Here is a 23733-nt window from a genome sequence, read left to right on the forward strand (position 1 = left end):
GAAATCTTGGTTCGGGATGCACTGTGTTCCGACACGAGACTGAGCCCCTCCAGGAGAAAGGCACCGGTGGATCTCACCGTCATCGTCGTGCTGGTCATCGCACTGGCCCTGTTCTTCGACTTCACCAACGGTTTCCATGACACCGCGAACGCGATGGCGACCCCCATCGCCACCGGCGCCATGCGGCCGAAAGTGGCCGTCGCCCTCGCCGCGATCCTCAACCTGGTCGGCGCTTTCCTCTCGACGGAGGTCGCCAAGACCATCTCGGGCGGCATCATCAAAGAAGGCGACGGCGGTGTCCAGATCACCCCGGAGCTGATCTTCGCCGGTCTCGTCGGCGCCGTGCTCTGGAACATGATCACCTGGCTGTTCGGGCTGCCGTCGAGCTCCAGTCACGCGCTGTTCGGCGGCCTCATCGGCGCGGCGATCGTCGGCGTCGGGTTCGGGGCCGTCGACTTCGTGGTGCTGCTCGACAAGGTCATCCTGCCTGCGGTGATCGCGCCCGTCACAGCCGGCGTCGTCGCGTACTCCGCCACGAAACTCGCGTACTGGATCACCAGACGCTACGACGGGCGGCCGGATGGTCGCGGAGGTTTCCGTTACGGACAGATCTTCTCGTCGTCGCTCGTCGCCCTCGCCCACGGAACCAATGACGCCCAGAAGACGATGGGCATCATCACGCTCACGCTGATCTCGGCCGGGCTGCAGCAGGCCGGATCCGGTCCGGAGACCTGGGTCATCATCTCCTGCGCCCTCGCGATCGCGATCGGGACGTACTCGGGCGGCTGGCGCATCATCCGCACGCTGGGCCGCGGCCTGACCGAGGTCAAGCCGGCTCAGGGCTTCGCCGCCGAGACCAGCACCGCCGCGACCATCCTGGCGTCGAGCCACCTGGGCTTCGCCCTCTCGACCACGCAGGTCGCCTCCGGTTCCGTGATCGGCTCCGGTCTCGGCCGGCGCGGCGCGTCCGTGCGCTGGGGGACGGCGGGACGCATCGCGCTCGGCTGGCTGCTGACCCTGCCGGCGGCGGCGATCGTCGGCGGCGTCTCCGCGTGGCTGGTGGACCTCGGACCGGTGGGTGTCGCGATCGACGCTCTGGCGGCCGTGATCGTGATCGTGATCATCTTCTGGCTGTCGAACCGCAACCGTGTCGACAGCGAGAACGCCGTCGCGCCGGTGCCCGTGCAGGGTGTCAGCGAGGTGGCGGCATCCGGTCGCGCGGTGAAGATCAAGAAGGTCAAGCCGCTGAAGAAGCCGCGCGGCAAAGCGAAGGAGTCAGCATGATCGACTGGATCGCCTTCCTCATCGTCTTCGCCGCCTCCCTGATCGGCGCCTGCGTCGTCGTCGCCCTCTATGCGCTCGGCACGCGTCTGCTCGCCGTGGCCGGCAGGGCCCTCTTCGTCGAGCCGGCCGAGTTCACGGATGCCATCACGGTGATCTCGCCGGAGGAGGCCGCCCGCGCCCTCAAGAAGGCGAACAAGGCGCAGCGCAAGAGCCCGCTCACCGACGGGCAGAAGCGCACCGCGCTCGCGGGCGCCTACCCCTGCTTCGTGCTGTGCGGCTGCGCGGTCCTCTACGGGCTGTACCTGATCATCCCGTACTTCCACAACTAGGCTCTGCGCGAGCAGCGCCTCCCGAGACGACGAAGCCGCCGGACAATGGCGTCCGGCGGCTTCGCCGTCATCAGGGGTTCGTCCCTGGGCGGTGCGGTGTCAGTCGGTGCCGCGCAGTCGTGCGACGGCGCTCATCAGGTGGTACACGACGATCGCGGCGATCGTGCCGAGGGCGATGCCGTTGAACGTGAGCTGGCCGAGGTTCAGGGTGAAGTCGGCGATGCCGACGATCAGCGCCGTCGCCGCGGTGAACTGGTTCACCGGCTTGGAGAAGTCGACCTTGTTGTCGAGCCAGATCTTCACACCGATGATGCCGATGAGGCCGTACAGCGCGGTGGTCACACCGCCGAGCACGCCCGCCGGGATCGTGTTGATCACGGCGCCGACCTTGGGGGAGAGCCCGAGCAGCACCGCGAAGATGCCGGCCACCCAGTACGCGGCCGTGGAGTAGACGCGGGTCGCGGCCATCACGCCGATGTTCTCACCGTAGGTGGTCGTGCCGGAACCGCCGAAGAACCCGGCGATGGTCGTGGCGAGACCGTCGGCGAACAACGCGCGGCCGGTGCGCTTGTTGACCGACGCATCCGTCATCTGGGCCACGCCGCGAATGTGCCCGACGTTCTCGGCCACCAGCACCAGCACGACGGGGAGGAACGCCGGCAGGATGCCGAACGTCGCACCGGGGTCCGCGAACGGATTGGTCGGCAGGGCGAAGGTCGGAAGGCCGATCCAGTCCGCTTTCGCCACCGTCGAGAAGTCGACCTGGCCGGCGATCACCGCGAAGACGTAGCCGACGATGACGCCGATGAAGATCGACAGCCGGCCGAGCAGGCCCTTGAACAGCACGGTGCACAAGATGACCGCCAGCAGGGTCACGAGCGCGGTCCACGGCGCCTGGACGAAGTTGTTCTTGGCCGCGGGCGCGAGGTTGAACCCGATCAGGGCGACGATCGCGCCGGCGACGACGGGCGGCATCAGTGCATCGATCCATCCGGTGCCGGTGAGGATCACGATGCCGCCGACGATCGCGAGCAGGATGCCGACCGCGACGATCCCGAACAGGGCGCTGCCCATCCCGTTGCTGGCCGTCGCCGCCGTGATCGGAGCGATGAAGGCGAACGACGACCCCAGGTAACTGGGCAGCCGGTTGCCCGTGATCAGCAGGAAGAGGATGGTGCCGATACCGGAGAAGAGCAGCGTGGTGCTCGGCGGGAAGTGCGTGAGCACGGGGACGAGGAACGTCGCGCCGAACATGGCGACGACGTGCTGGAGACCGAGGCCGATCGTGCGCGGCCAGGTGAGCCGCTCCCCGGGGAGCACGATCTCCCTCGCTCCGACGTTCTTTCCGTCACCGTGCAGTTTCCAGGGCAGGGCCATAGGGCATCCTTCGCGTCGAGAGGGCTTTAGGCTTATCCGGTCGCGATTCGCGGCGAGAGCCCACCGAGATACTACGGGAGACGATCATTTCCGCACCGACCACGCCCGCACCTACCACGCGGGGGCGCCTGGACAACTTCTTCGAGATCACCAAACGCGGCACCACCTGGGCGACGGAGGTGCGCGGTGGCGTGCTGACGTTCGTGACGATGGCCTACATCGTCATCCTCAACCCGCTCATCCTGGGCGGCACGCCCGATGTCGCCGGGAACTCGCTGCAGGGCGCGCAGGTCGCCGCTGTGACGGCACTGAGCGCCGGTGTGATGACCGTGCTGTTCGGTCTGATCGCGCGCCTGCCGTTCGCGTTCGCCGCCGGCCTCGGCATCAACTCCTTCCTCGCCGTGAACGTGGTCAAGATCGTCACGTGGCCGGAGGCGATGGGACTCGTGGTCATCAACGGTCTGATCATCGTGCTGCTGGCGGCGACCGGTCTGCGCCGGCTGATCTTCAACGCCGTCCCGGCCCAGCTGAAGACTGCGATCACGGTCGGCATCGGCCTGTTCATCGCGTTCATCGGGTTCGTGGACAGCGGCTTCGTGCGCACCACCACGATGTCGTCGCCGCCGGTGCAGCTCGGCGAGGCCGGATCGATCGCGACCATCCCGACGCTGACCTTCCTGGTCGCGCTGGTCATCATGGGCGTGCTGATGGCCCGCAAGGTCAAGGGCGCCCTGCTGATCGGCATCGTCGCGGCCACGGTCGTCGCGATCATCGCCGAGGCGATCTGGCACGTCGGCCCCTCGATGGGCAAGAACCCGGCCGGCTGGAACCTGACCGTTCCGCAGCTGCCGTCTTCCCTGGTCTCGCTGCCCGACCTGAGCCTCGTCGGACAGGTCGACGTGTTCGGCGCCTTCGGCCGCATCGGTGCGCTCGCCGCCGTCATGCTCATCTTCACCCTCGTCTTCACGAACTTCTTCGACGCGATGGGCTCGATGACCGGCCTGGCCCGCAGCGCCGGCGTCGCGAACGAGGACGGCACGTTCCCGCGGCTGCAGTCCGCGCTGATCGTCGAGGGCGTCGGCGCGGTGGTCGGCGGCGCGACCTCTGCCTCGTCCAACACGGTGTTCGTCGAGTCCGCGTCGGGCATCGGCGAGGGAGCCAAGACCGGCTTCGCCAGCGTCGTCACCGGCGTGCTGTTCCTGCTCGCGATGTTCTTCACACCGCTGACCCAGGTCGTGCCGCTCGAGGTCGCCGCCGCCGCGCTGGTGATCGTCGGCGCCCTCATGGTGGTGCAGATCCGGTACATCGACTTCAGCGAGTTCTCCAGCGTGCTCCCGGTGTTCCTCACGATCATCGTGATGCCGCTCACCTACTCGATCGCCAACGGCATCGGCGTCGGCTTCGTGAGCTGGGTGCTCATCCGGTCGCTCGCGGGCAAGGCGCGCGAGATCAGCCCGCTGCTCTGGATCGTGGCCGCGGGCTTCCTCGTCTACTTCGCGCGTGGTCCGATCGAGATGCTGCTGTCCTAGCTGCTGCTCTCCTGGAAGATCGGGGGATCCCCTGACGAAGAACCGGGGGATAACCGGATGGTGGCCGCGGCGGCTCCACGGTTGACTGGAGTCACCATCAACCGAGGAGAGAACATCATGACCGACGCCGCAGGCCACCAGGCACCGCAGGCCGCACCGTACGCGTACGGATACGCGGCACCGACGGCTGCGCCCACCAGGACCTTGAGCATCACGAGCCTCGCGCTCGGGCTCGCATCGATCGTCTTCAGCTGGACGTTCTTCGCCCCCATCGCCGGTCTCGTGACGGGCGTCATGGCGCTGCGCCGCGAACCGGAGAGCAAGACGATGGCCGTCTGGGGCATCGTGCTCAACGCCGTGATGCTGGCAGGCGCCGTGATCGTCGCCCTGCTCGCGCTGATCGGCGTCGGGATCGGCTTCGCCTTCCTGCCGTTCGCCTTCCTGTAGGCCGACCGGCGACCGCACTTCGACGCCCTCCCGACGGCTTCCGGGAGGGCGTCGAGTCGTGTGCGGCCCAGCGGGCGTCCGGACCCGGCCGCGATCTCGGGGACAATGGACGGGTGGAAGACCCGACACCCCCGATCCTCCGTCCGCGCAGCTTCGTCACCCGCGGCCGCAAGACCGAAGCGCAGGCGCGCGCCATCGATGAGCTCCTGCCCGTCTACGGCGTGGAGTTCACCGGCGACCGCCTCGACCTCGACGCGGTCTTCGGCCGCAGCGCGCCCCGCGTCGTCGAGATCGGCTTCGGCGACGGGGAGAACCTGCTCACCCTCGCGGAGCGGCATCCCGACCGCGACTTCCTCGGAATCGAGGTGCACGGTGCCGGCATCGGGCGCGTGCTGGGCGAGAGCAGTCTCCGCGGCCTCGAGAACGTGCGCCTCGTACGGGGCGACGCCGTCGAGGTGCTCCGCACAGGGTTCGCGCCCGGTTCGCTCGACGAGGTGCTGATCTACTTCCCCGATCCCTGGCCCAAGAACAAGCACCACCGGCGCCGCATCGTGCAGTCCGACGTCGCCGAGTACGTGGCGCGCGCGCTCGGCCCGCAGGGCGTGCTCCGCCTCGCGACCGACTGGGAGCCGTACGCCGAGCAGATGCTCGTCGTGCTCGACGCGGAACCGGGACTCGTGAACGCCGCCGGAGCCGAGCGCTTCGTGCCGCGCCCCGACGACCGGCCGGTCACCAAGTTCGAGCGCCGCGGCGAAGGGCTCGGACACGCGATCTTCGACCTGGAGTACCGGCCCGCCTCGCATCCGTAGGATGAGCCCTATGACCCTGGCCCAGACCGTCGCCGACCTCCGTCACTCCTTCGATTCCGGCATCACGAAGCCGCGCGGCTGGCGGGTCGCGCAGCTGACCGCACTGCGCCGGATGCTCACCGAACGCTCCGCGGAGTTCGAGGACGCCCTGCTGGCCGATCTGGCCAAGAACCCGACCGAGTCGCAGGTGGCCGAGATCGGCTTCGTCGTCGGCGAGATCGATCACATGCTGAGGCACCTGCGCCGCTGGCTGCGGCCGCGCCGCGTCACCGTTCCCGGCGCCCTGATGCCGGCGCGCGCGTCGATCGTGCGGGAGCCCGTCGGCGTCGTGCTGGTCATCGCACCGTGGAACTATCCGGTGCAGCTGCTGCTGGCGCCCGTGGTGGGCGCGCTGGCCGCCGGCAACGCCGTCGTGCTCAAGCCGAGCGAGCTGGCGCCCGCCACCTCGGCGGTCATGGCGCGGCTCGTGCCCGAATACCTCGACCCGCGCGGCGTCGCGGTCGTGGAGGGCGGGGTCGACGAGACCACCGAGCTGCTCGAGCAGCGCTGGGATCACATCTTCTACACCGGCAACGGCCGGGTGGGCCGGATCGTCGCCGCGGCCGCGGTCGAGAACCTCACGCCGGTGACCCTGGAGCTCGGCGGCAAGTCGCCCGTGTACGTCGACGACACCGTCGATCCGGCGGCTGCCGCCCTCCGCATCGCGTGGGGCAAGTTCATGAACGCCGGGCAGACCTGCGTCGCGCCCGACTACCTGCTGGCGACTCCGGCCGTCGCCGCCCGTCTGACCGAGGCGTTCCGTGCTGCGGTCACCGAGCTCTACGGCGACGATCCCGCGACGAGCCCCGACTACGGGCGCATCGTGAACGGGCGGCAGTTCGAGCGCCTGGCGGCGCTGCTCGGCGCCGGCAGCACGGTCGTCGGCGGTCAGACCGACGCGGCGACCCGCTACGTCGCGCCGACCGTGCTCGCCGACGTGCCGCGCGACGCCCCGGTGATGCGCGAGGAGATCTTCGGGCCCATCCTGCCGATCGTGACGGTGAGCGGGCCGGATGAGGCGATCAGGATCATCAACGAGGGCGACAAGCCCCTGGCGCTGTACGTCTTCAGCGAGAACCCGAGGATCCGCAAGCGCTTCACCACCGAGACGAGCTCCGGCGCGATCGGTTTCGGGGTTCCGGCGGCCCATCTCGCGGTCGGCGGCCTGCCGTTCGGCGGGGTGGGCGACAGCGGCTCCGGGGCCTACCACGGCGAGAACTCGCTGCGCACGTTCAGTCACGAGAAAGCGGTGCTGAGCAAGTCGCTCAAGCCGGACACGCTGAAGCTGATCTACCCGCCGTACACGGCGTCGAAGGACCGCTTCGTGCGCACCCTGCTGCGCAAGCTGGGGTGACCGGCACGCCCCTCCTCGCGGTCAGGGAACAGAGGTAGGCTCGGTGCGTCGGCGGCCACGAACGGCCGACATCCTTCACCGCCAACGCACAACGAGAGGCAACGGAGCCACCGTGAACACCGCACACACAGCCACCATGGACGAGCCTGTGACGAGACCCATTCCGGTCGTGGACGCCCGACAGAACGTCTCCGACGTTCCCACCCCGACGGCCGACGGGGGCCCGGTCAGAACCGAGAGCGACTCGCTCGGCGTCAGGGACATCCCGGCCGACGCCTACTGGGGCGTGCACACCTCGCGCGCTCTCGAGAACTTCCAGATCGCCAAGCGTCCGATCTCCGTCTATCCCGACCTCGTGGTCGCGCTCGCCAGCGTGAAGCAGGCGGCTGCGCGCGCCAACCTCGAGATCGGCGTGCTGGATGCCCACAAGGCCGATCTCATCGATCGCGCCTGCCAGCTCATCATCGACGGCGAGTACCACGACCAGTTCGTCGTCGGCGTGATGCAGGGCGGCGCGGGCACGTCGACCAACATGAACGCCAACGAGGTCATCGCCAACGTGGCACTCGAGCTCGACGGCCACGGCAAGGGCGAGTACCAGTTCATCAGCCCGATCGACGACGTCAACCGCAGCCAGAGCACGAACGACACGTATCCGACCGCCATCAAGATCGCGCTGACCTTCGCCCTGGCTCACCTGCTCGACGAGCTCGCCCTCCTCCGCGACTCGTTCGCACGCAAGGGCGAGGAGTTCCGTCACGTGCTCAAGGTCGGACGCACCCAGCTGCAGGACGCCGTGCCGATGACGCTCGGCCAGGAGTTCCACGGGTTCGCCACCACCCTCACCGAGGACCACGCGCGTCTCACCGAGACGAAATGGCTGCTCGCGGAGATCAACCTCGGCGCGACCGCCATCGGAACCGGGATCACCGCCGATCCCGGCTACGCGGCCGCCGCGGTCAAGCACCTCAACGCGATCACCGGCCTCAACCTCGAGACCGCGCCCGACCTGATCGAGTCGACCAGCGACGCCGGCGCGTTCATGTCGTTCTCCGGCTCGCTCAAGCGCAGCGCCATCAAGCTGTCCAAGATCTGCAACGACCTCCGCCTCCTCTCGAGCGGACCGCAGGCGGGCCTCGGCGAGATCAACCTGCCGCCGCGCCAGGCCGGTTCGAGCATCATGCCCGGCAAGGTCAACCCGGTCATCCCGGAGGTCGTCAACCAGGTCGCCTTCTCCGTGGCCGGCGCCGATGTCACGGTCACCATGGCGGCAGAGGGCGGTCAGCTGCAGCTGAACGCGTTCGAGCCGGTGATCGCGCACTCGCTGCTGCAGAGCATCACCTGGATGACCCAGGCCTTCCACACGCTGCGGGTGAACTGCGTCGACGGCATCACGGCCAACGAGGAGCGGCTCGGAGCGATGGTCGGCTCGTCCGTCGGAGTGATCACGGCACTCATGCCGCACATCGGCTACGCGGCCGCTGCCGCCCTGGCGAAGACGGCCCTGCTCACGGGCGGCAACGTCGCCGACATGGTCGTCGATGCCAAGCTGATGAGCCGCGAAGACGTCACCAAGTTGCTCTCGCCCGCCCGGCTGAGTGGCCTCGAGGCCATCACGACGGCCGTGCCGATCGTCAAGGCGAGCAACCTGAGCTGATTCGCACCGGCTCGCCCGCGACAGGCGCCTGACGGGGTGCCCGTCGCGTCAGCGCGATTGCTCCGCCCGTTCTGCGCGGTGGAAGAGCGCGATCATGTCGCGGGCGAGCTGGTGGGGCGCGGTCTCGCACGGGCTGTGGCCCGTGGTGTACACCGCGAGGGTCGCTCCCAGCACCTGGGCGTTGGCGGCGTGCAGATGGGTGGGCCAGAGGTCATGGGTGCCCGTCGCGACCAGCACCGGCACGCGGCTGCGGTTGATCTGGCCACGGACATCCGGCACCCGCTTCATCAAGCCGACGATGTCGTCGACGCTCGAACGGCGGGTGAGGTCGAACCGCGAACGCACGAACGCGAGCCGGCTCGGCGGGACCTTGTTCTTGTTGGTGACGATGCCCCAGATCATCAGCCCGGCGCCCTGGCGGCCGTTCAGGAACCAGCTGAGCCAGCCGATCACCCGCACGCCGCGGAAGGCCTGGCCGGGCTCCGGGGGAGTGGTGAGCAGGGTGAGGCTTCTGAACAGCCCGGGCTGCTCGACGAGGGCGAGCTGGGCGAGCACACCCGCGAAGGAGTAGCCGAGCACGTGCGCGGGCTCACCCGACCTCAGAAACGCCAGTACGTCGCTGACCAGGAGGCCGTAGGTGTACCGGCCGCCCGGCACCGGGCCGGCCTGCGCCGATTCGTACTGGCCGGCGAGATCGAAGCTCTGCACGAAGTAACCGCCGGCGACGAGGATGGGCGCGAGCAGGTAGAAGTCTTCTTTGGAGCCGGTGACTCCGGGGATGAGGACGACGCGCGGGTCGGACGGATCGCCGAGCGACACCACGGCCAGCTCTCCGCTGGGCGCGGCGAACCGCGAGAACGTCGCCCCGACGGGCGCGATCGACCAGTCGACGTCGGGCAGCCCCGCGTCGAGTCGTGCGGCGTCGTCGTCGCCTCCGGCGACACCCGGACGCCTCTCACCGATGGACACGCTCCAACGCTAGCCGACGCCGGCGACGTTCGCCGGTAGCGCGGCGCTTTCGTCGGCGGTGAGGGCCGGACGGTAGGTTGGACGGGTGAGATTCTCGCACCTCAGCTCCGCCACAGACCCACAGCCGCGTCTGGCAGCCGTCATCGGAGACGGCGTCCTGTTCCTCGACGAGGTGATGGACCCGGCGCCGCGCGATCTCCAAGATCTCATCGAGCAGGGGCCCGACGGTCTGGCCCACGTGCGGGCCGTCGTCGACAACGCCATCGCCCAGCACACGTCGCTCACACCGGTGCGCGGGCTGCGCCACGCCTCGGCGGTCCTGCGTCCTCCGCACGTCATCGCCATCGGCGCCAACTACGCGGCCCACGCCTCGGAGCTGAAGCTGCGCACCGAGAAGGCGGCCACCGTCTTCAATCTGTGGCCCAACTCCCTTTCCGGTCACGAGGGCACGACGAGCTGGCCCGAAGACCTGACCACGCAGGTGGACTACGAGGCGGAGCTCGGAGTGATCATGGGCAAGCCCGCCCGCAACGTGGCCGTGCGCGATGCCCTCGACTACGTCTGGGGCTACACGGTCGTCAACGACATTACGGCGCGCGACCTGCAGTTCTCGGAGGCGCAGTGGTCGCGCTGCAAGTCGTTCGACGGCTTCACACCGACCGGACCGGTGGTGGTGACCGCCGACGAGATCTCCGATCCGCAAGACCTCTGGCTCACCACCAACGTCGACGGCGCGATCCTGCAGGACTCGTCGACGGCCGACATGGTGCGGTCCGTCGCCGAGATCATCGCGTTCCTGTCGACGTCGGCGACCATCCCGCCCGGGACGCTCATCTCGACGGGCAGCCCGGGCGGCGCCGGATACTCGCGCACGCCCCCGGTGTTCCTGCGCGACCACTCGACGGTCACCGTGTCGATCGGCGGCATCGGCTACCTGACGACCTACTGCCGGGTCACCTGACGACCCGCCGCCGCGTCACCTGACGACCCGCGGCCGCGGCCCCGGTCCGCTCAGGCGACGGCTCCCGGCAGATCGTCGGCGTGCTCTTCCTCCCAGCGGCGGCGCGCGGCACGGCGGCGCCACGGCGCCTCCTCCGGCAGGTGCATCCTGAGGGTGTTGTACGCCCAGCCCAGCCGGCGACCGAAGCCGCGCCAGGTGGAGAAGGGGCGCGCCGAGATGCCGACGGTGAGGCGCTCGTCGTACCGCACGATCTGGTCGGGATCGAGGTGGATGGCCAGGTCGAGGTCGTCGTGGATCTCGCGCATGGAGCGGTGCACGCGCCCGCGCACGCGCATCCAGACCTCGCGGCGCATGGCGAAGTTGGAGCCGAAGATCGGCGGATGCCCGAGCCAGACCTCCATCGACCAGAAATAGCCGCCGATGTAGAGCAGCTGGCCGAGCCCCGCGACGACAGTGTTCCCGTCGTAGAAGATGCCGGGGCCGGTGAGCACGCCGATCTCGGGGGAGTCGACGAACTCGGCCTCGATGTGCAGCAGCCAGTCGATGGGCGGTCGCGAGTCGGCGTCGAGGCGCGCGATGATGTCGCCCGTCGCCGCGTCGTACCCGGCCGAGGCGGCCGGCCAGATGCCGCGGACCGGCTCTTCGATGACCCGGGCTCCTGCGGCGCGCGCCACGGCCGCGGTCTCGTCGGTGCTGCCGTTGTCGACCACGACGATCTCATCGGCCGTACGCAGCTGCCTGGCCAGGTCTGCCAGAGAACGCGAGAGCATCTCGGCGTCGTCGAGAGCCGGGATCACCACGGTGATCGAGGGCAACGTCGGCTCCCTCCTCACCGGATCGCGCAGTTACGTCTGGAATCCTACGCCGAAGCCGCGCGCCACAGGTGCATTCCTGCATAGCTGCGCCACGGCGCCCAGCTCGCGCCGTGCGCGGCGAGGGCGCGTGCCTCGGACGGCAGCCCGAGCTTGGCCGCCCCCTGCCGGATGGCCAGGTCGCTCGTCAGCAGGATGTCCGGGCTTCCCAGCACGCGCATCGCGACGTAGCCGGCCGTCCACGGTCCGATGCCCGGCCGCGCGACCAGACGGGCCTCGAGCTCCTCGCGCGACTCGCCGACGTCGATGACCAGGTCGCCCGTCGCGAGCGCCTCCGCCGTCGCGACGATGGCGTCGACGCGCTTCGCCGGCCCCCTGAGCACCTCACGACCGTGCTCGGCGATGGCGGCCGCGGTCGGGAACAGACGGGTGAAGCCACCGAGGGCGATCGGCTCGCCCAGTGCCTCGGTGAGCCGAGTGAGTGCCGTGCGGGCGGCCGGCACCGACACCTGCTGGCCGATCAGGGCACGGAACAGGATCTCGTCGGCGTCCACCGCACCCGGCACGCGACGGCCGGGAGCAGCCGCGACGCTCGCCGCGAGAGCGGGATCGGCGGCCAGGGCGTCGTCGATGGCCTGCGCGTCGGCGTCGAGATCGAGCAGGCGCCGGATGCGGGCGACGAGCGGTGCGAGGTCGGCGACATCCGACAGTGTCGTGTCGCACAGCACATGCGGCGCGGACGCGGTGCCGCCGAGCGTGAGGCGGACGGTCGCGGGACCGTGCGGCAGCGCGATCGCCCGCGCGTAGGTGCCGTCTCCGCCGAGCTCGGCGCCGGCGATCGACCGTGCCGTGAGGAAGCCGAGGAGAGCGGCTCCGTCGAACGGCGCACGCGCGGGCAGGCGCAGCGACAGGGTCGCGTCGCCCGTCGCGTCGCCCGTCGCGTCGTGGTGGCCGCCCGGCGCACGCTTCGTGCCCGACCGGCGCGCGGCGGCGGATCGGATGTCGCCGGGCGTCGTTCTGTAGATGTCGGCCATCGTCTCGTTGAACTGGCGAACGCTCGTGAACCCCGCGGCGAACGCGACGTCGGTGATCGACAGGTCGGTGCCGGCCAGCAGCAGGCGGGCGGTCTGTGCGCGGTGCGCACGGGCGAGGGCGAGGGGACCGGCGCCGAGCTCGGCGACGAGCACCCGGCCGAGATGCCGCGGTGTGTAGCCGAGGCGGTGGGCGAGGCCGGGGACGCCTTCGCGCTCGACGGTGCCGTCGGCGATCAGCCGCATGGCGCGGGCGGCCAGGTCGTCGCGCATGTTCCACTCGGGCGACCCCGGCACGGCATCCGGCAGGCATCGTTTGCACGCACGCAGCCCGGCTTCGTGGGCGGCCGCTGCGGTCAGGTAGAAGGTGACGTTCGACGGCTTCGGCGAGACCGCCGGACAGCTGGGGCGGCAGTAGATGCCGGTGGAGTGCACGCCGGTGATGAACTGGCCGTCGAAGCGCGCATCCCGGGCGCTCATGGCGCGGTAGCGCTCGGCGAACACCGGATCGTCGAACTCCTCCGGCCGCTCCAGGGCTGCGTGTGCACTGCTCATGCGCCCAGCCTGCCACCGCCCGCCGACATCCGATAGCGGATTTCGGACATCACCCGCGCGCCCCCGCCCGCCCGCCCCGCCCCGCCCCCCGAGCCCACTTCAATCGAGTCCGAACTTGTTGCGACGACACGCCGAGGCTGCGGTGCAACAACTTCGGACTCGATTGCCGGCGGTGGGGGTGGAGTGCGCGCGGAAGCGCGGCGAGCGGCTTCTAGAGTGAGTGGCATGGATGTTCTCGACTGGCTCAGGGCGGCACTCGGCGACGAGGCGGTCGCCTCGGGAGTGCTCAGCACGGATGACGCCGAGCTGGAGGCAGCTCGCACCGACCGCTCCGGATGGATCGCCGACGGCCGGCCGCTGGCCGTCGTGCACGCCACCACCGTCGAGCACGTACAGGCGACCCTCCGGGCGGCGAGCGAGTTCCGCGTGCCCGTCGTGCCCCGCGGCGCCGGCACCGGCCTCGCCGGCGGCGCGAACGGCACCGACGGCTCGATCGTGCTCAGCGTCACCGGGATGAACCGCATCGTCGAGATCTCGGCCGACGACGAACTCGCCGTGGTGGAGCCCGGCGTGATCAACGCCGACCTCAACGCCGCCTTGGAGCCCTTCGGACTCTGGTTCGCGCCCGACCCGGCGAGCAAGGCGATCTCGACCGTCGGCGGAAACATCGCGACCAACGCGGGCGGTCTGCTCTGCGCCAAGTACGGCGTGACGCGCGAAGCCGTGCTCGCCCTCGATATCGTGCTGCCGGATGGACGGCTCATCAGCACCGGCCACCGCACCGTCAAAGGCGTCACCGGCTTCGACATCACCGCCCTGTTCGTCGGCTCGGAGGGGACCCTCGGCGTGATCGTCGGGGCCACGGTGCGGGTGCTCCCGATCCCGCCCGGTGTCCCGACCACGATCGGCGCCCTGTTCCCGGATGTGCGCACCGCCGCCGGCGCCGCGGCGCGGGTCACCGCGTCACGGCTGCGCCCTGCGGTCATGGAGATCCTCGACGGCCCCTCGCTCGAACGCATCTCGGCCTACCTGGGCGAGCAGGTCATCGCCGAGGCGTTCGGCGTCACCCACGGCGGCAGTTACCTGCTCACCCAGTTCGACGGGCTCTCGGCGGCCGACGACGCCGAAGCGGCCGCACAGGTCATCCGGGAGGCCGGGGGCACCGTCGAGGTCTCCGTCGACGCCGAGGCCGGCGAACGGCTGCTGGCGATCCGCCGCGCCTTCCATCCGGCGCTCGCCGCCACGGGCGAGGTGCTGATCGAGGACGTCTCGGTCCCGCGCTCCCGGATGGCCGAGATGTTCGCGGCGATCGAGAGCATCTCCGCGCGGCACGGCATCGCGATCCCGACCGTGGCGCACGCCGGCGACGGCAACCTGCACCCCAACTTCGTCTACAGCGGTGACGTCGTGCCGGAGGCGGTCTGGGACGCCGCGAACGACCTCTTCCGCACGGCCATCGAGCTCGGTGGCACGCTGACGGGCGAGCACGGGGTCGGCGTGCTCAAGCGCCGCTGGCTGGCCGACGAGCTCGGGCCGGACTCCTACGATCTGCAGGTCAAGCTCAAGTCGGTGTTCGACCCGCTGGGCATCCTGAACCCGGGCAAGGTGTTCGGCTGAACGGCGCTGGATGACGAGACCCCGCGCGGCCGGTGAAAGGTCCGGCCGCGCGGGGTGGTCGACGGGAGTGGACTACGCGTTCGCCGCGACGCCGACGCCCGTGGCGGCCGGCATCAGGAGCTCGACGTCGGCGTATGCTCGCGCCTCGGTGCGCGACGGTACATCGAACACGCGGCCCGGCTCATCCGTCGTGTCGAACGGCGTCCAGCCGGGGTCGCCCGTCGTGATGAACGCCACGGCCGCGCCGTGCACGTCGTCCGCGAGCGCCTGGGGCGGGTTCGGGCCGGCGATGTAGTCGACACGTTCGCTGCCGAGGCAGTCGAAGAAGAACGGCATGTCGAGGCAGTGGCATGCTCCTCCGATCGTGGGCGATGCCCAGGCGAACCGGTAGAGCCAGGTCGGCGCTCCCGTCGCGGCGCGTTCCCTGGCCAGCGCGAGGGCGGTGGTGCGGAACATCCGGTCGGTCAGGTACTGGCCGATGACGCCGGCCGTCCCCGACGCAGCGTGCTCCTCGGCGTACGCGGCGACCGTGTCGTCGGCGAGACCGAATCGGGACAGGATCGCCGCGGCCGGCACGGCGGCGAGCGCCTCCGCCTGCGGCGCGAGCGCCATGTTGAACTCGTTGTCCGTCGCGCCGAGCACCAGCGCCTTGTCGGCGCCGACGCCGCGGGCGAGCGCTGCAGCGATCGGCTCGGGCAGCAGCTCGCCGTCGACGACGGGCCCCCAGCTCAGTCCGCCGGATGCGAGCGCCACCAGAGGAGCCAGCGGGTCGGCATCGCCCGTCGCATCCGGCTCGGGCACGGGAGAGGCGATCCTCGCCTGCAGCTCGAGGACGACGCTCTCATCGAGGGTTCCGAGGCCGGCGCGGGTCGGCTCGACGCCTCCCTCCGCGGCGAGTCGTCTGCCCAGCGTCTCCGCCTCGGCGAGCGGAAGATCGCTCGTCGCCCCCGAGATGCTGATCACGCCGTGGAAGAGCGACGCCGCCGATGGCACGGCGAGCAGGCTGAGCACCGCGCCGCCGCCGGCGGACTGCCCGGCGATCGTCACGCGCGACGGGTCGCCGCCGAACGACCGGATGTTGTCCCGTACCCACTCGAGGGCGAGGATCCAGTCGAGGATGCCGCGGTTCTGCGGCGCGTCCTCGATCCAGCCGAAGCCGTCGAAGCCCAGACGGTACGAGACCGACACGGTCACGACGCCGTCGCGGTTGAAGGCGGCCCCGTCGTACCAGGGGCTGGCGGGCGACCCGGCGACGAAACCACCGCCGTGGATGTAGACGAGGACGGGCAGCGCGGCTCCGGTGTCGGCCGGGGCGGGGGTGAACACGTTGACGTTCAGCGTCGAGTCCCCGGCGATCGACGGCTCCGGGATGAGGGTGACCTCGCTGAGTGCCGCGCGCTGCGGTGTGGCGCCGTACTCGACGGCGTCGCGCACGCCGGGCCAGGATCGGTGCGGCACCGGGGCGGCGAAACGGAGGTCTCCGACCGGCGGCTCGGCGAACGGGATGCCGAGGAAGGCGGCCGACCCGTCGCGCCAGGTGCCGCGGACGCGTCCGGCGGTGGTGTCGACCTCGGGCGGGGTGGTGGGGGTGCTCATACTGTCATTCTCCTAACGAACGCTCTTGATGGGGATGAGGACGAAAGCCGCGAGCGCGACGGCGATCATCCCGAAGACGAACAGGGCCGGGAATCCGCCGACCACGCCGATCAGCACCGCCGCGACCGTCGGGCTGAGGGCCTGCGGGATGTTCGTGGCGACATTGAGAATGCCGAGATCCTTGGCCGCCGCCGTGCCGCCGCCCGGCAGCACCTCGGTCATCAGGGCGGTGTCGCACGCCATGTAGAGGCCGAAGCCGAATCCGTTGATCGCGCTCATCACCAGCATCCCGGTGAGGGTGGGGGAGATCAGCGGGATGGCGAGACCGACGATCATCAGTGCGCTCGCCGCGTAGATGAACACCTTGCGGCGGCCGAGCTTGTCGCTCAGCCATCCGGCGAGGGACACCGACACCACGGTGGTCACGAGCGAAGCGATGCTGAGCAGACCGATCGCGCCGGTCGCCTGCTCGGTGGTCATCCGGATGTAGTCGGTGAGGATGAACAGCTGGTACCCGAAGGTGACGAAGTACCCCAGGATGAACAGGAAGCGGGCGGCGAAGGCCCACGCGAAGTCGGGGTTCCTCCGCGGGTTGATCCAGAAGCCGGCGGCGAAGGTCTTCCAGCTGAACGGAGGGTGCACGGCGTTGCGGCTCGAGTAGTCCCGATTGATCAACACGAAGGCGAGCGTGACGACGAGCACTGCGACGCCGAAGATCGTGTACCCGACCCCGATGTTCGCGGCCAGCTGCCCGGCGACCAGCACTCCGATCGTGCCGCCCGCCATCGTTCCGATGCCGACCATGGCCGACGCGACTCCGCGCTTGCTGCGCGGGAACCGGTCGGGGGTGATCGCGGTGAGGGGACCCTGCAACGCGTTCAGCGACACCTGGATGACGACCCAGAAGATCGTGATCCAGAGGATCGAGCTGAGGCTGCCGAGGCCGGCCAGGAACACGGCACCGACCGCGGCTCCGATGATCATCCACGGGGCGCGGCGGCCCATCCGGCTGCGGGTCCGGTCGCTGAAGGCTCCGACGATCGGCTGCGCGAAGAGCGTGAAGACGAAGGAGGTCGTCGTCACGATGGCCAGGTTGTTGATCTTGTGCACCGGATCGATGGCCGTGACCTGAAGGGGGAGGAGCACCGCGATCAGGCCCGAATACGTGGCGAACAGCACCAGCGAGGTGATCGCGAGGGAGGGGAGGAGGGGGCGCCGGTTCGAGGGCGAATGCGGTGTGGGACCGGCTTCGGTGGTCGCGCGGTCGACGACGACGGCATCGCCGAGGTCGGTGGGGGCGGGGGATGCTGCAGCCGCTGTGGCGGCGAAGGGTTCGACGGCGTCGAACTCGGGTGGATGCGTAGACACAACACTCCTCTTCGTTGAGTGGGTTGCGGCCCTTCGGGAGCCGTGCGACGCGGGAGAAACCGTGCGTCGCTCGGTTATGAGTATGAGGTCTCGGTGTAAATACTTCAACCCTCGAATCAATTAGGCCGGAATCAGCCATCGGCCGACGTCGCTCGGACGGTCAGGCGGAGAGGGCCAGCGGGTCGGCGAGCAGGTCGGCGCGGAGCCGCCAGAGCGCGCCGAGGATGGCGGCGTCGGCGCCCAGGGTGCCCGCGACGACCGGAGGGGGAGCGAGCTCGCTGCCGTACGCGGCCAAGCGCATCCGCTGCGCGGCGGGAGCGCCGATGAGATCGCTGAGTTCGGCCCAGTACCCTCCGAGCAGGATGATCTGCGGGTCGAGCGTCATGCGCACGATGGCGATCGCCCGGGCGACCCAGTCGGCAGCGGCGACGAACGCGGCGGTGGCCTCCTCGTCGCCGGTGTGCACGCGTTCGACGAGGAGCTCGAGCGCGCGCGTCAGGCCGTCGTGCTGCAGAACGTCGGCGAGTCCTGCGCGCTCGAGCACGACATCCGGGCCGGCGACGGTGACCAGGCACCCGCGTTGGCCGCAGTCGCAGAGCGCGCCGTCGTAGTCCACCGCGATGTGGCCGAGGGCACCGGCGAGGTGGTGGCGCCCCTCGACCAGGACGCCTCCCGAGATGATCGCGCCCCCGATACCGCTGTTGCTCTTGAGGTAGAGCAGATCGGTCACGTCGTCGATCAGGCTGGCCTCGGCGAGGGCCGCGGCGATCACGTCGCTGGTGAGCGTGGCCGAGCGCGGAAGCCGGGGCTCGAGCGCACGCAGGCCGGCGAGAACATCGACGCGCCCCCATCCGAGGTCGGTGTCGGCGACGACGACCCGCGGCTCCTCGCCGACCGGCGCGAACACCACGACAGTCAGGCCGGCGACGCGTCGTCCGCCGGCCTCGAGGTCGTCGAGGGCGGATCCCAGCACCCGCGCGGCGACATCGATCACGGCCTCCGGGTCTCCCATCGGCCGGCCATGATGTTCGGCGACGCGCAGCAGCTCCGTGCCGTCTAAGTCGTGCGCGACGGCGATCGCCTGGTCGGCGTCGAGCTGCAGGGCGAGCAGCGCGACGGAGTCCGCCGCGATGCTGAGCAGCGTCCTGGGGCGGCCCGCGCCCTCTCCGGGCACCACCTCTGTCTCGCGCACCAGGCCGGCCTCGATGAGCACGCCGACGAGCGCGGTCACCGAGCCGCGGGCGAGACCCGTGGCCGAGGCGAGGTCGCTGCGTGCGCTCGGGCCGGCATCCACGAGCCGTCGCATGAGCAGCGACAGATTGTGGGTGCGGACGTCGCCGCTGACGAGGCTGGCCGACCCGGAATCGCTCATTCCGTCAGGATGCCACAGCCCGGATGCGACACGGGCGTTAACAGACTCATCGTCCGGTGGTGCGGCGATGCCTGCGACTCTCCCGGACGACGAGTTGATCTATGAGATCTGTCTTTAGACTGCTCCGCATCGGCGACGAGCGCAAGAGCGGATTTCGGACATGTGCGCTGAGCGAACGCCTTTGACGCGGATGCTCGTGAGCGGGTTGGATGGACGCATGGCAGAAAACACCAACCAGAAGCCCGAGGTCGACGCCCCCGAGGGCCCGGCTCCCGAGACGCTCGAGATCGTCGACATCGTGGAGGGCACCGGCCCCGAAGCGACCCCCGGCTCGAAGGTCGACGTGCACTACCTCGGCGTCGAGTACGAGACGGGCGAGGAGTTCGACTCGTCGTGGAGCCGCGGGCAGTCCATCAACTTCCCCCTCAACAACCTCATCAAGGGCTGGCAGGACGGCATCCCCGGAATGAAGGTCGGCGGCCGTCGCAAGCTCACCGTTCCGCCGGCGCAGGCCTACGGACCGGCCGGTGGCGGTCACCCGCTGTCGGGCAAGACCCTGATCTTCGTGATCGACCTGCTCGGCGTCAGCTGATCCCGTCGCGAACAGTGTGAAGGCCCCCGTCCGGTTTCGGATGGGGGCCTTCTCGCGCTCCGTGCGTCAGAGCGCCGGGGGCGCCATCAGGGTCGGGATGGCGATGCGGTTCCAGATGTTGATGGTGCCGATGGCGAGGATGAGGTCGCTGAGGCCCTCGTCGCCGAACTCGGCACGTGCCCGGGCGAACAGTTCGTCGGAGACGCCGCCCTGGATGAGCGTGATCTCCTCGGTGAGTTCGAGGGCGATGCGCTCCCGCTCGCTGAACCATTCGGACTCGCGCCAGGTGATGACCGAGAAGATCTTGCGCAGCGGCACCCCGGCGGTCTGCAGGTCGACCGAGTGCATGTCGACGCAGAAGGTGCAGCCGTTGAGCTGGGAGGCGCGCAGGCGCACGAGGTCGCCGAGCGGCTGCTCCACGCGCTGGCCGACGTAGCCGTCGAGGTTGATCACTTTGCGGTACCCCTCGGGGACCAGGGACGAGATGTCGATTCGTTCTGTCATGCCTCGAGAGTAGAAGCGCCATTGGCCCGCAGTAAGATCCAATTCATACGGTTCCGATCAGGCCAATCGGGAGGCTCGGATGGACGTGCATGTTCAGATCGAGAGCAGGGGCGACCGCGCCGACCGCATCTACCGGCAGCTGCGCGACGCCATCCGCGACGGGCGGCTGCGGCGGGGCGAGCGGCTTCCGGCCTCGCGCGATCTGGCGTCGCAGCTCGCCGTCTCGCGCACGACGGTGACGGTCGCCTACGAACGCCTCACCGCCGAGGGCTACCTGGCATCGAAGGTGGGCTCGGGAACCTACGTCGCCGCCACCGGCGCGCCGTCGACCGTCGCGTCCCGCCGCGCGGCCGGGCGAGGCGACTCCCCGCACGCGGGCCGGCACGCCGGCGCCCTTCCTCGTCGGCACTGGCGGCACATCGACGACCCGCTGTGGACGGAGCCGCTGCCGATCGCGTACGACTTCAGCGTCGGCACTCCCGACCCGGCGCTCTTCCCGATCGAGCAGTGGCGGCGGCTCGTCGCCGGAGAGTTGCGGGGCGGCATCCTGCGCTCCGCCCACTACGCCGACCCCGCCGGTCTGAAACGGTTGCGCGAGGCTCTCGCCCGGCATCTCGGTGTCGCACGATCGGTGGATGCCGCCGCCGACGACGTGCTCATCACGAGCGGCGCCCAGCAGGCCTTCGACCTGATCGCCCGCATCCTGGTCGATCCCGGTGATCTGGTGGCCGTCGAAGACCCCGGATACCCGCCCGTGCGACAGCTGTTCGAGACCCTGGGCGCCCGGGTCGTGCCGGTGCCGGTCGACGAGCACGGCATCCGGGTGGACTCGCTGCCGCCCCGCGCACGCCTCGTGTACACCACCCCGTCGCATCAGTTCCCGACCGGCGCCGTGCTGTCGCTGGAGCGCCGCACGGCACTGCTGTCCTGGGCCTCGGCGAACGACGCAGTGATCATCGAAGACGACTACGACAGCGAGTACCGTTTCGGCGATCGGCCCCTCGACCCGCTGCAGAGTCTCGACGGCGAAGGAAGAGTGGTCTACGTCGGCACCTTCTCGAAGACGATGCTGCCGGCGCTCCGGCTCGGTTTCCTGATCGCCCCGGCATCGCTGATGCCCGCGCTGCGCAGCGCCAAGCGCTTGACCGACTGGCACAACGACTACCTGACCCAGGCGGCGATGGCGCGTTTCATCGACTCGGGCGGCTTCGCGCGGCACGTGCGCCAGGCGACCAAGGCGTACGGAGCCCGCCAGCGGAGCATCGCCGCCCACGTCGAGAGTCTTCTCGGCGAGAGCATGCGCGTGGTCCCTTCGGTCGCCGGCCTGCACCTGTGCGTCGTGCCCGCCGATGCGTCGATCCCCTTCGACGCCGCCCGGGTCGTCGCCGACGCCGCCGCCTCCGGCGTCGCGGTGCAGGCGCTCTCCCGGTTCACCCTCGGCCACGGTGCTCCCGACGGCCTGCTGCTCGGGTTCGGCTCGATCGCCGAGGCGGATGTGCCAGACGGCCTGCGGCTGCTGTCGCGCGCGATCGCCCGCTCCGCGCATCCGCAGCCCGCGGGCTAGCCGTTCGGCAGGATGACGGCGCGCCCGCGGATCTTGCCCTCGTGCAGCCGCTCGTACGCCTTCGGGGCCTCGTCGAGGCTGTAGGTCTCGATCTCCACTTCGACGGAGCCCGCGCGCGCCAGGTCGAAGGTCTCGATCAGCTCCGCCCGCGAGCCCCAGTACGGCGTGCGCACGGCCACGTCGTAGGCGATGCGGCCGAAGCCGACGGGGAGGGCGCCGCCGCCGATGCCGACGATGGTCACGTCCCCTTCCGTTCCCGCCATCGCCGAGGCCAGTTCGACCGTCGGCTGCACGCCCACGAAGTCGAACACCGCGTTCGCCCCGCGGCCGCCGGTGAGGTCGCGCACGGCGCCCACCGCATCCGGATTCGACAGGAAGGTGTGCTGCGCGCCTACCTGGGTGGCCAGATCGAGCTTCTCGTCGCTGACGTCGAGGGCGACGACCGTCGCCCCGCTGATCGCCCGCAGGATCTGGATGCCCACGTGTCCGAGTCCGCCGGCGCCGATCACGACGGCGGTGGTCCCGGCGCCGAGCTTGGGCAGTGAGGTCTTGATCGCGTGGTAAGGCGTGAGCCCGGCATCCGTCAGCGAGACGTTCTTCACCGGGTCGAGATCGCCGAGCGGAACGAGATGGCGCTCGTTGTCGACGATCATGTACTCGGCCATCGAGCCGGGCGCCCCGAGTCCGGGCGGCCGGATGCCCTCCGCCTCTGCGTTGAGGCAGTAGTTCTCCTTGCCCTGGGCGCACATGTGGCAGCGGCCGCAGCCCCACGGTCCGTAGACCGCGACGGAGTCGCCGGGCTTCACGCCGCTCACCCCTTCGCCGACCGCCTCGACGATGCCCGCCCCCTCGTGACCGAGGGTGAGGGGAAGACCGTAGACGTACGCCTCGGCCGGCAGGCTCATGATGAACTCGTCGGAATGGCAGACCCCGGCAGCGGTGACTTTCAGGAGCACCTGGCCGGGACCGACCTGCGGGTCCGGGATGCTGACGACTTCTGGGCGGGAACCGATCTCGCGATATTGGAGTGCCTTCATGGTCCGCACCGTACTCCGCCTTCGTCCGTGCGCGGCCGACGCCCTCGCGCGGCGCCGGACCACCGGCGTATGGTGTGGGCCATGCCGATCATCGACTCCTTCCCGCAGGGCACGCCGATCTGGGTCGATCTGCAGAGCACCGACCAGGCCGGCGCCGCCGCCTTCTACCGTCAGCTGTTCGAGTGGGAGCTGCCGGCCGCGTCCGCCGAGACCGGCGGCTATTCCGTGGCGACGATGCGCGGAGTGCCCGTGACGGCGATCGGCCCGCTGCCGCCGACGATGCCGGCGGGCAGCCGTTCGGTGTGGACGACGTACTTCACAGTGGACGACATCGACGCGTCCGCGGCCGCGGCGACGGCGGCCGGAGGAGCGGTCCTGCTGCCGCCCGGCGAGCTCGCCCCTGGCGTTCAGCTCTCCATCGTCGCCGACCCCGCCGGTGCGGTGTTCGGGCTGTGGCAGAAGGAGAAGGACTCGCCCTGGCTGCGTGAGGAACCGGGCGCCGTCGACTGGGTCGAGCTGGTCGAGGGCGGCTGCGAGTCGTCGTTCGACTTCTACGAGAACGTGCTCGGCGTCGGCACGAGTCAGATGGCGATGGGCGACGGCGTCTATTCGCTGTTCGACGTGGGGGAGACCTCGGTCGCCGGAGCGATCGAGCCTGCCGCCGACATCCCGCCCCATTGGCTCGTGTACTTCAACGTCGCCGATCTCGACGCCGCGGTCGTCCGGCTCACCGAGTTGGGCGGAACGCTGCTCAACGAACGCGGTTCCGCCCCCGGCGTCGGGCGCTGGGTCACGGTCGTCGACCCGTTCGGCGGAGCGTTCGCACTGCTCGAACCCGAGCCGGAGGCCGCCTGAGTCCGGCGACCGCCACAGGATCCCTCTGGTAGACTTTCCAGGTTGCCGTCTGACGGCCGCGGATAAAGAGAGCCC

General features: G+C 70.0%; 21 protein-coding genes. 12 read left to right on the plus strand and 9 right to left on the minus strand.

The genetic code is table 11. The features are described 5' to 3' along the window. The first annotated feature begins 66 nt into the window (after positions 1 to 66). Complete coding sequence (locus tag PKE84_RS15320) at positions 67 to 1284, plus strand: inorganic phosphate transporter (protein WP_271178134.1); 1218 nt, start codon at positions 67 to 69, stop codon at positions 1282 to 1284. Next, entirely contained in the window at positions 1281 to 1613 is a 333-nt protein-coding gene (locus PKE84_RS15325; RefSeq protein ID WP_271178135.1) for a peptidase, read from the plus strand. Before PKE84_RS15320 ends, PKE84_RS15325 begins: the two co-directional genes overlap by 4 nt. A gap of 99 nt (positions 1614 to 1712) precedes the next feature. On the opposite strand, the gene PKE84_RS15330 is transcribed toward PKE84_RS15325, so the two are convergent. Next, positions 1713 to 2990 (minus strand): uracil-xanthine permease family protein, encoded by a 1278-nt coding sequence (locus PKE84_RS15330; protein WP_271178136.1) that lies wholly within the window; start codon positions 2988 to 2990, stop codon positions 1713 to 1715. Positions 2991 to 3073: 83 nt separating this feature from the next. Between PKE84_RS15330 and PKE84_RS15335 the strand changes: the two genes are divergently transcribed. The 5 genes from PKE84_RS15335 to PKE84_RS15355 all read left to right on the plus strand — a co-directional run bounded on the left by PKE84_RS15335 (position 3074) and on the right by PKE84_RS15355 (position 8825). Then, positions 3074 to 4519 carry an NCS2 family permease gene (locus PKE84_RS15335; RefSeq protein WP_271178911.1) on the plus strand — a complete coding sequence of 482 codons (1446 nt, stop codon included), beginning with the start codon at positions 3074 to 3076 and terminating at the stop codon, positions 4517 to 4519. Between the two features lie 117 nt (positions 4520 to 4636). Further along, complete coding sequence (locus tag PKE84_RS15340; RefSeq protein WP_271178137.1) at positions 4637 to 4966, plus strand: DUF4190 domain-containing protein; 330 nt, start codon at positions 4637 to 4639, stop codon at positions 4964 to 4966. 113 nt (positions 4967 to 5079) lie between these two features. Continuing rightward, entirely contained in the window at positions 5080 to 5775 is a 696-nt protein-coding gene (gene trmB / locus PKE84_RS15345; RefSeq protein WP_271178138.1) for a tRNA (guanosine(46)-N7)-methyltransferase TrmB, read from the plus strand. 10 nt (positions 5776 to 5785) lie between these two features. Next, complete coding sequence (locus PKE84_RS15350) at positions 5786 to 7168, plus strand: aldehyde dehydrogenase family protein (RefSeq protein ID WP_271178139.1); 1383 nt, start codon at positions 5786 to 5788, stop codon at positions 7166 to 7168. 136 nt (positions 7169 to 7304) lie between these two features. Further along, complete coding sequence (locus tag PKE84_RS15355; protein WP_271178140.1) at positions 7305 to 8825, plus strand: aspartate ammonia-lyase; 1521 nt, start codon at positions 7305 to 7307, stop codon at positions 8823 to 8825. A gap of 48 nt (positions 8826 to 8873) precedes the next feature. Here the strand turns inward: PKE84_RS15355 and PKE84_RS15360 are convergent, their stop codons facing one another. After that, positions 8874 to 9794, minus strand: coding sequence for an alpha/beta fold hydrolase (locus tag PKE84_RS15360; RefSeq protein ID WP_271178141.1), 921 nt, complete (start codon positions 9792 to 9794; stop codon positions 8874 to 8876). Between the two features lie 85 nt (positions 9795 to 9879). On the opposite strand from PKE84_RS15360, the gene PKE84_RS15365 reads away from it, so the two are divergent. Then, complete coding sequence (locus PKE84_RS15365; RefSeq protein WP_271178142.1) at positions 9880 to 10755, plus strand: fumarylacetoacetate hydrolase family protein; 876 nt, start codon at positions 9880 to 9882, stop codon at positions 10753 to 10755. Between the two features lie 50 nt (positions 10756 to 10805). On the opposite strand, the gene PKE84_RS15370 is transcribed toward PKE84_RS15365, so the two are convergent. Both PKE84_RS15370 and PKE84_RS15375 read right to left on the minus strand, forming a co-directional pair. Then, positions 10806 to 11570: a glycosyltransferase family 2 protein gene (locus PKE84_RS15370; RefSeq protein ID WP_271178143.1), complete on the minus strand. Its 765-nt coding sequence runs from the start codon at positions 11568 to 11570 to the stop codon at positions 10806 to 10808. 44 nt (positions 11571 to 11614) lie between these two features. Continuing rightward, complete coding sequence (locus tag PKE84_RS15375) at positions 11615 to 13153, minus strand: AlkA N-terminal domain-containing protein (protein WP_271178144.1); 1539 nt, start codon at positions 13151 to 13153, stop codon at positions 11615 to 11617. Positions 13154 to 13378: 225 nt separating this feature from the next. On the opposite strand from PKE84_RS15375, the gene PKE84_RS15380 reads away from it, so the two are divergent. Then, complete coding sequence (locus PKE84_RS15380; RefSeq protein ID WP_271178145.1) at positions 13379 to 14770, plus strand: FAD-binding oxidoreductase; 1392 nt, start codon at positions 13379 to 13381, stop codon at positions 14768 to 14770. A gap of 72 nt (positions 14771 to 14842) precedes the next feature. Here PKE84_RS15380 and PKE84_RS15385 read toward each other — a convergent pair whose 3' ends face one another. The 3 genes from PKE84_RS15385 to PKE84_RS15395 all read right to left on the minus strand — a co-directional run bounded on the left by PKE84_RS15385 (position 14843) and on the right by PKE84_RS15395 (position 19106). Beyond that, positions 14843 to 16366 (minus strand): carboxylesterase/lipase family protein, encoded by a 1524-nt coding sequence (locus tag PKE84_RS15385; protein WP_271178146.1) that lies wholly within the window; start codon positions 16364 to 16366, stop codon positions 14843 to 14845. 12 nt (positions 16367 to 16378) lie between these two features. Then, positions 16379 to 17734 carry an MFS transporter gene (locus tag PKE84_RS15390; protein ID WP_271178147.1) on the minus strand — a complete coding sequence of 452 codons (1356 nt, stop codon included), beginning with the start codon at positions 17732 to 17734 and terminating at the stop codon, positions 16379 to 16381. A gap of 160 nt (positions 17735 to 17894) precedes the next feature. Then, on the minus strand, positions 17895 to 19106 hold the full coding sequence (locus PKE84_RS15395; RefSeq protein WP_271178148.1) for an ROK family protein: 1212 nt from the start codon (positions 19104 to 19106) through the stop codon (positions 17895 to 17897). 217 nt (positions 19107 to 19323) lie between these two features. Here PKE84_RS15395 and PKE84_RS15400 point away from each other — a divergent pair, with 217 nt between their 5' ends. Next, complete coding sequence (locus PKE84_RS15400) at positions 19324 to 19698, plus strand: FKBP-type peptidyl-prolyl cis-trans isomerase (protein WP_064111564.1); 375 nt, start codon at positions 19324 to 19326, stop codon at positions 19696 to 19698. 66 nt (positions 19699 to 19764) lie between these two features. Here PKE84_RS15400 and PKE84_RS15405 read toward each other — a convergent pair whose 3' ends face one another. Continuing rightward, the gene (locus PKE84_RS15405) at positions 19765 to 20202 is read right to left on the minus strand and encodes a carboxymuconolactone decarboxylase family protein (RefSeq protein ID WP_271178149.1); all 438 of its coding nucleotides are present in this window, start codon (positions 20200 to 20202) and stop codon (positions 19765 to 19767) included. A gap of 79 nt (positions 20203 to 20281) precedes the next feature. Here PKE84_RS15405 and pdxR point away from each other — a divergent pair, with 79 nt between their 5' ends. Continuing rightward, positions 20282 to 21766 carry a MocR-like pyridoxine biosynthesis transcription factor PdxR gene (pdxR, locus tag PKE84_RS15410; protein ID WP_271178150.1) on the plus strand — a complete coding sequence of 495 codons (1485 nt, stop codon included), beginning with the start codon at positions 20282 to 20284 and terminating at the stop codon, positions 21764 to 21766. Here the strand turns inward: pdxR and PKE84_RS15415 are convergent. Continuing rightward, on the minus strand, positions 21763 to 22803 hold the full coding sequence (locus tag PKE84_RS15415; RefSeq protein ID WP_271178151.1) for an NAD(P)-dependent alcohol dehydrogenase: 1041 nt from the start codon (positions 22801 to 22803) through the stop codon (positions 21763 to 21765). The genes pdxR and PKE84_RS15415 overlap by 4 nt on opposite strands. Positions 22804 to 22884: 81 nt before the next feature. Here PKE84_RS15415 and PKE84_RS15420 point away from each other — a divergent pair, with 81 nt between their 5' ends. Then, entirely contained in the window at positions 22885 to 23658 is a 774-nt protein-coding gene (locus tag PKE84_RS15420) for a VOC family protein (RefSeq protein WP_271178152.1), read from the plus strand. Positions 23659 to 23733: the final 75 nt, after the last annotated feature.

The sequence above is a fragment of the Leifsonia poae genome, assembly GCF_027921845.1.
GTDB classification, from domain to species: domain Bacteria; phylum Actinomycetota; class Actinomycetes; order Actinomycetales; family Microbacteriaceae; genus Leifsonia; species Leifsonia poae.

Excerpts from the sequence above, each read along its gene's own strand:
- PKE84_RS15340 (WP_271178137.1), top strand. The coding sequence starts at position 4,637 with ATGACCGACGCCGCAGGCCACCAGGCACCGCAGGCCGCACCGTACGCG.
- PKE84_RS15420 (WP_271178152.1), top strand. The coding sequence starts at position 22,885 with ATGCCGATCATCGACTCCTTCCCGCAGGGCACGCCGATCTGGGTCGAT.
- pdxR (WP_271178150.1), top strand. The coding sequence starts at position 20,282 with ATGGACGTGCATGTTCAGATCGAGAGCAGGGGCGACCGCGCCGACCGC.
- PKE84_RS15380 (WP_271178145.1), top strand. The coding sequence starts at position 13,379 with ATGGATGTTCTCGACTGGCTCAGGGCGGCACTCGGCGACGAGGCGGTC.
- PKE84_RS15385 (WP_271178146.1), bottom strand. The coding sequence starts at position 16,366 with ATGAGCACCCCCACCACCCCGCCCGAGGTCGACACCACCGCCGGACGC.
- PKE84_RS15350 (WP_271178139.1), top strand. The coding sequence starts at position 5,786 with ATGACCCTGGCCCAGACCGTCGCCGACCTCCGTCACTCCTTCGATTCC.
- PKE84_RS15355 (WP_271178140.1), top strand. The coding sequence starts at position 7,305 with ATGGACGAGCCTGTGACGAGACCCATTCCGGTCGTGGACGCCCGACAG.
- PKE84_RS15405 (WP_271178149.1), bottom strand. The coding sequence starts at position 20,202 with ATGACAGAACGAATCGACATCTCGTCCCTGGTCCCCGAGGGGTACCGC.
- PKE84_RS15395 (WP_271178148.1), bottom strand. The coding sequence starts at position 19,106 with ATGAGCGATTCCGGGTCGGCCAGCCTCGTCAGCGGCGACGTCCGCACC.
- PKE84_RS15330 (WP_271178136.1), bottom strand. The coding sequence starts at position 2,990 with ATGGCCCTGCCCTGGAAACTGCACGGTGACGGAAAGAACGTCGGAGCG.
- PKE84_RS15415 (WP_271178151.1), bottom strand. The coding sequence starts at position 22,803 with ATGAAGGCACTCCAATATCGCGAGATCGGTTCCCGCCCAGAAGTCGTC.
- PKE84_RS15325 (WP_271178135.1), top strand. The coding sequence starts at position 1,281 with ATGATCGACTGGATCGCCTTCCTCATCGTCTTCGCCGCCTCCCTGATC.
- PKE84_RS15375 (WP_271178144.1), bottom strand. The coding sequence starts at position 13,153 with ATGAGCAGTGCACACGCAGCCCTGGAGCGGCCGGAGGAGTTCGACGAT.
- PKE84_RS15400 (WP_064111564.1), top strand. The coding sequence starts at position 19,324 with ATGGCAGAAAACACCAACCAGAAGCCCGAGGTCGACGCCCCCGAGGGC.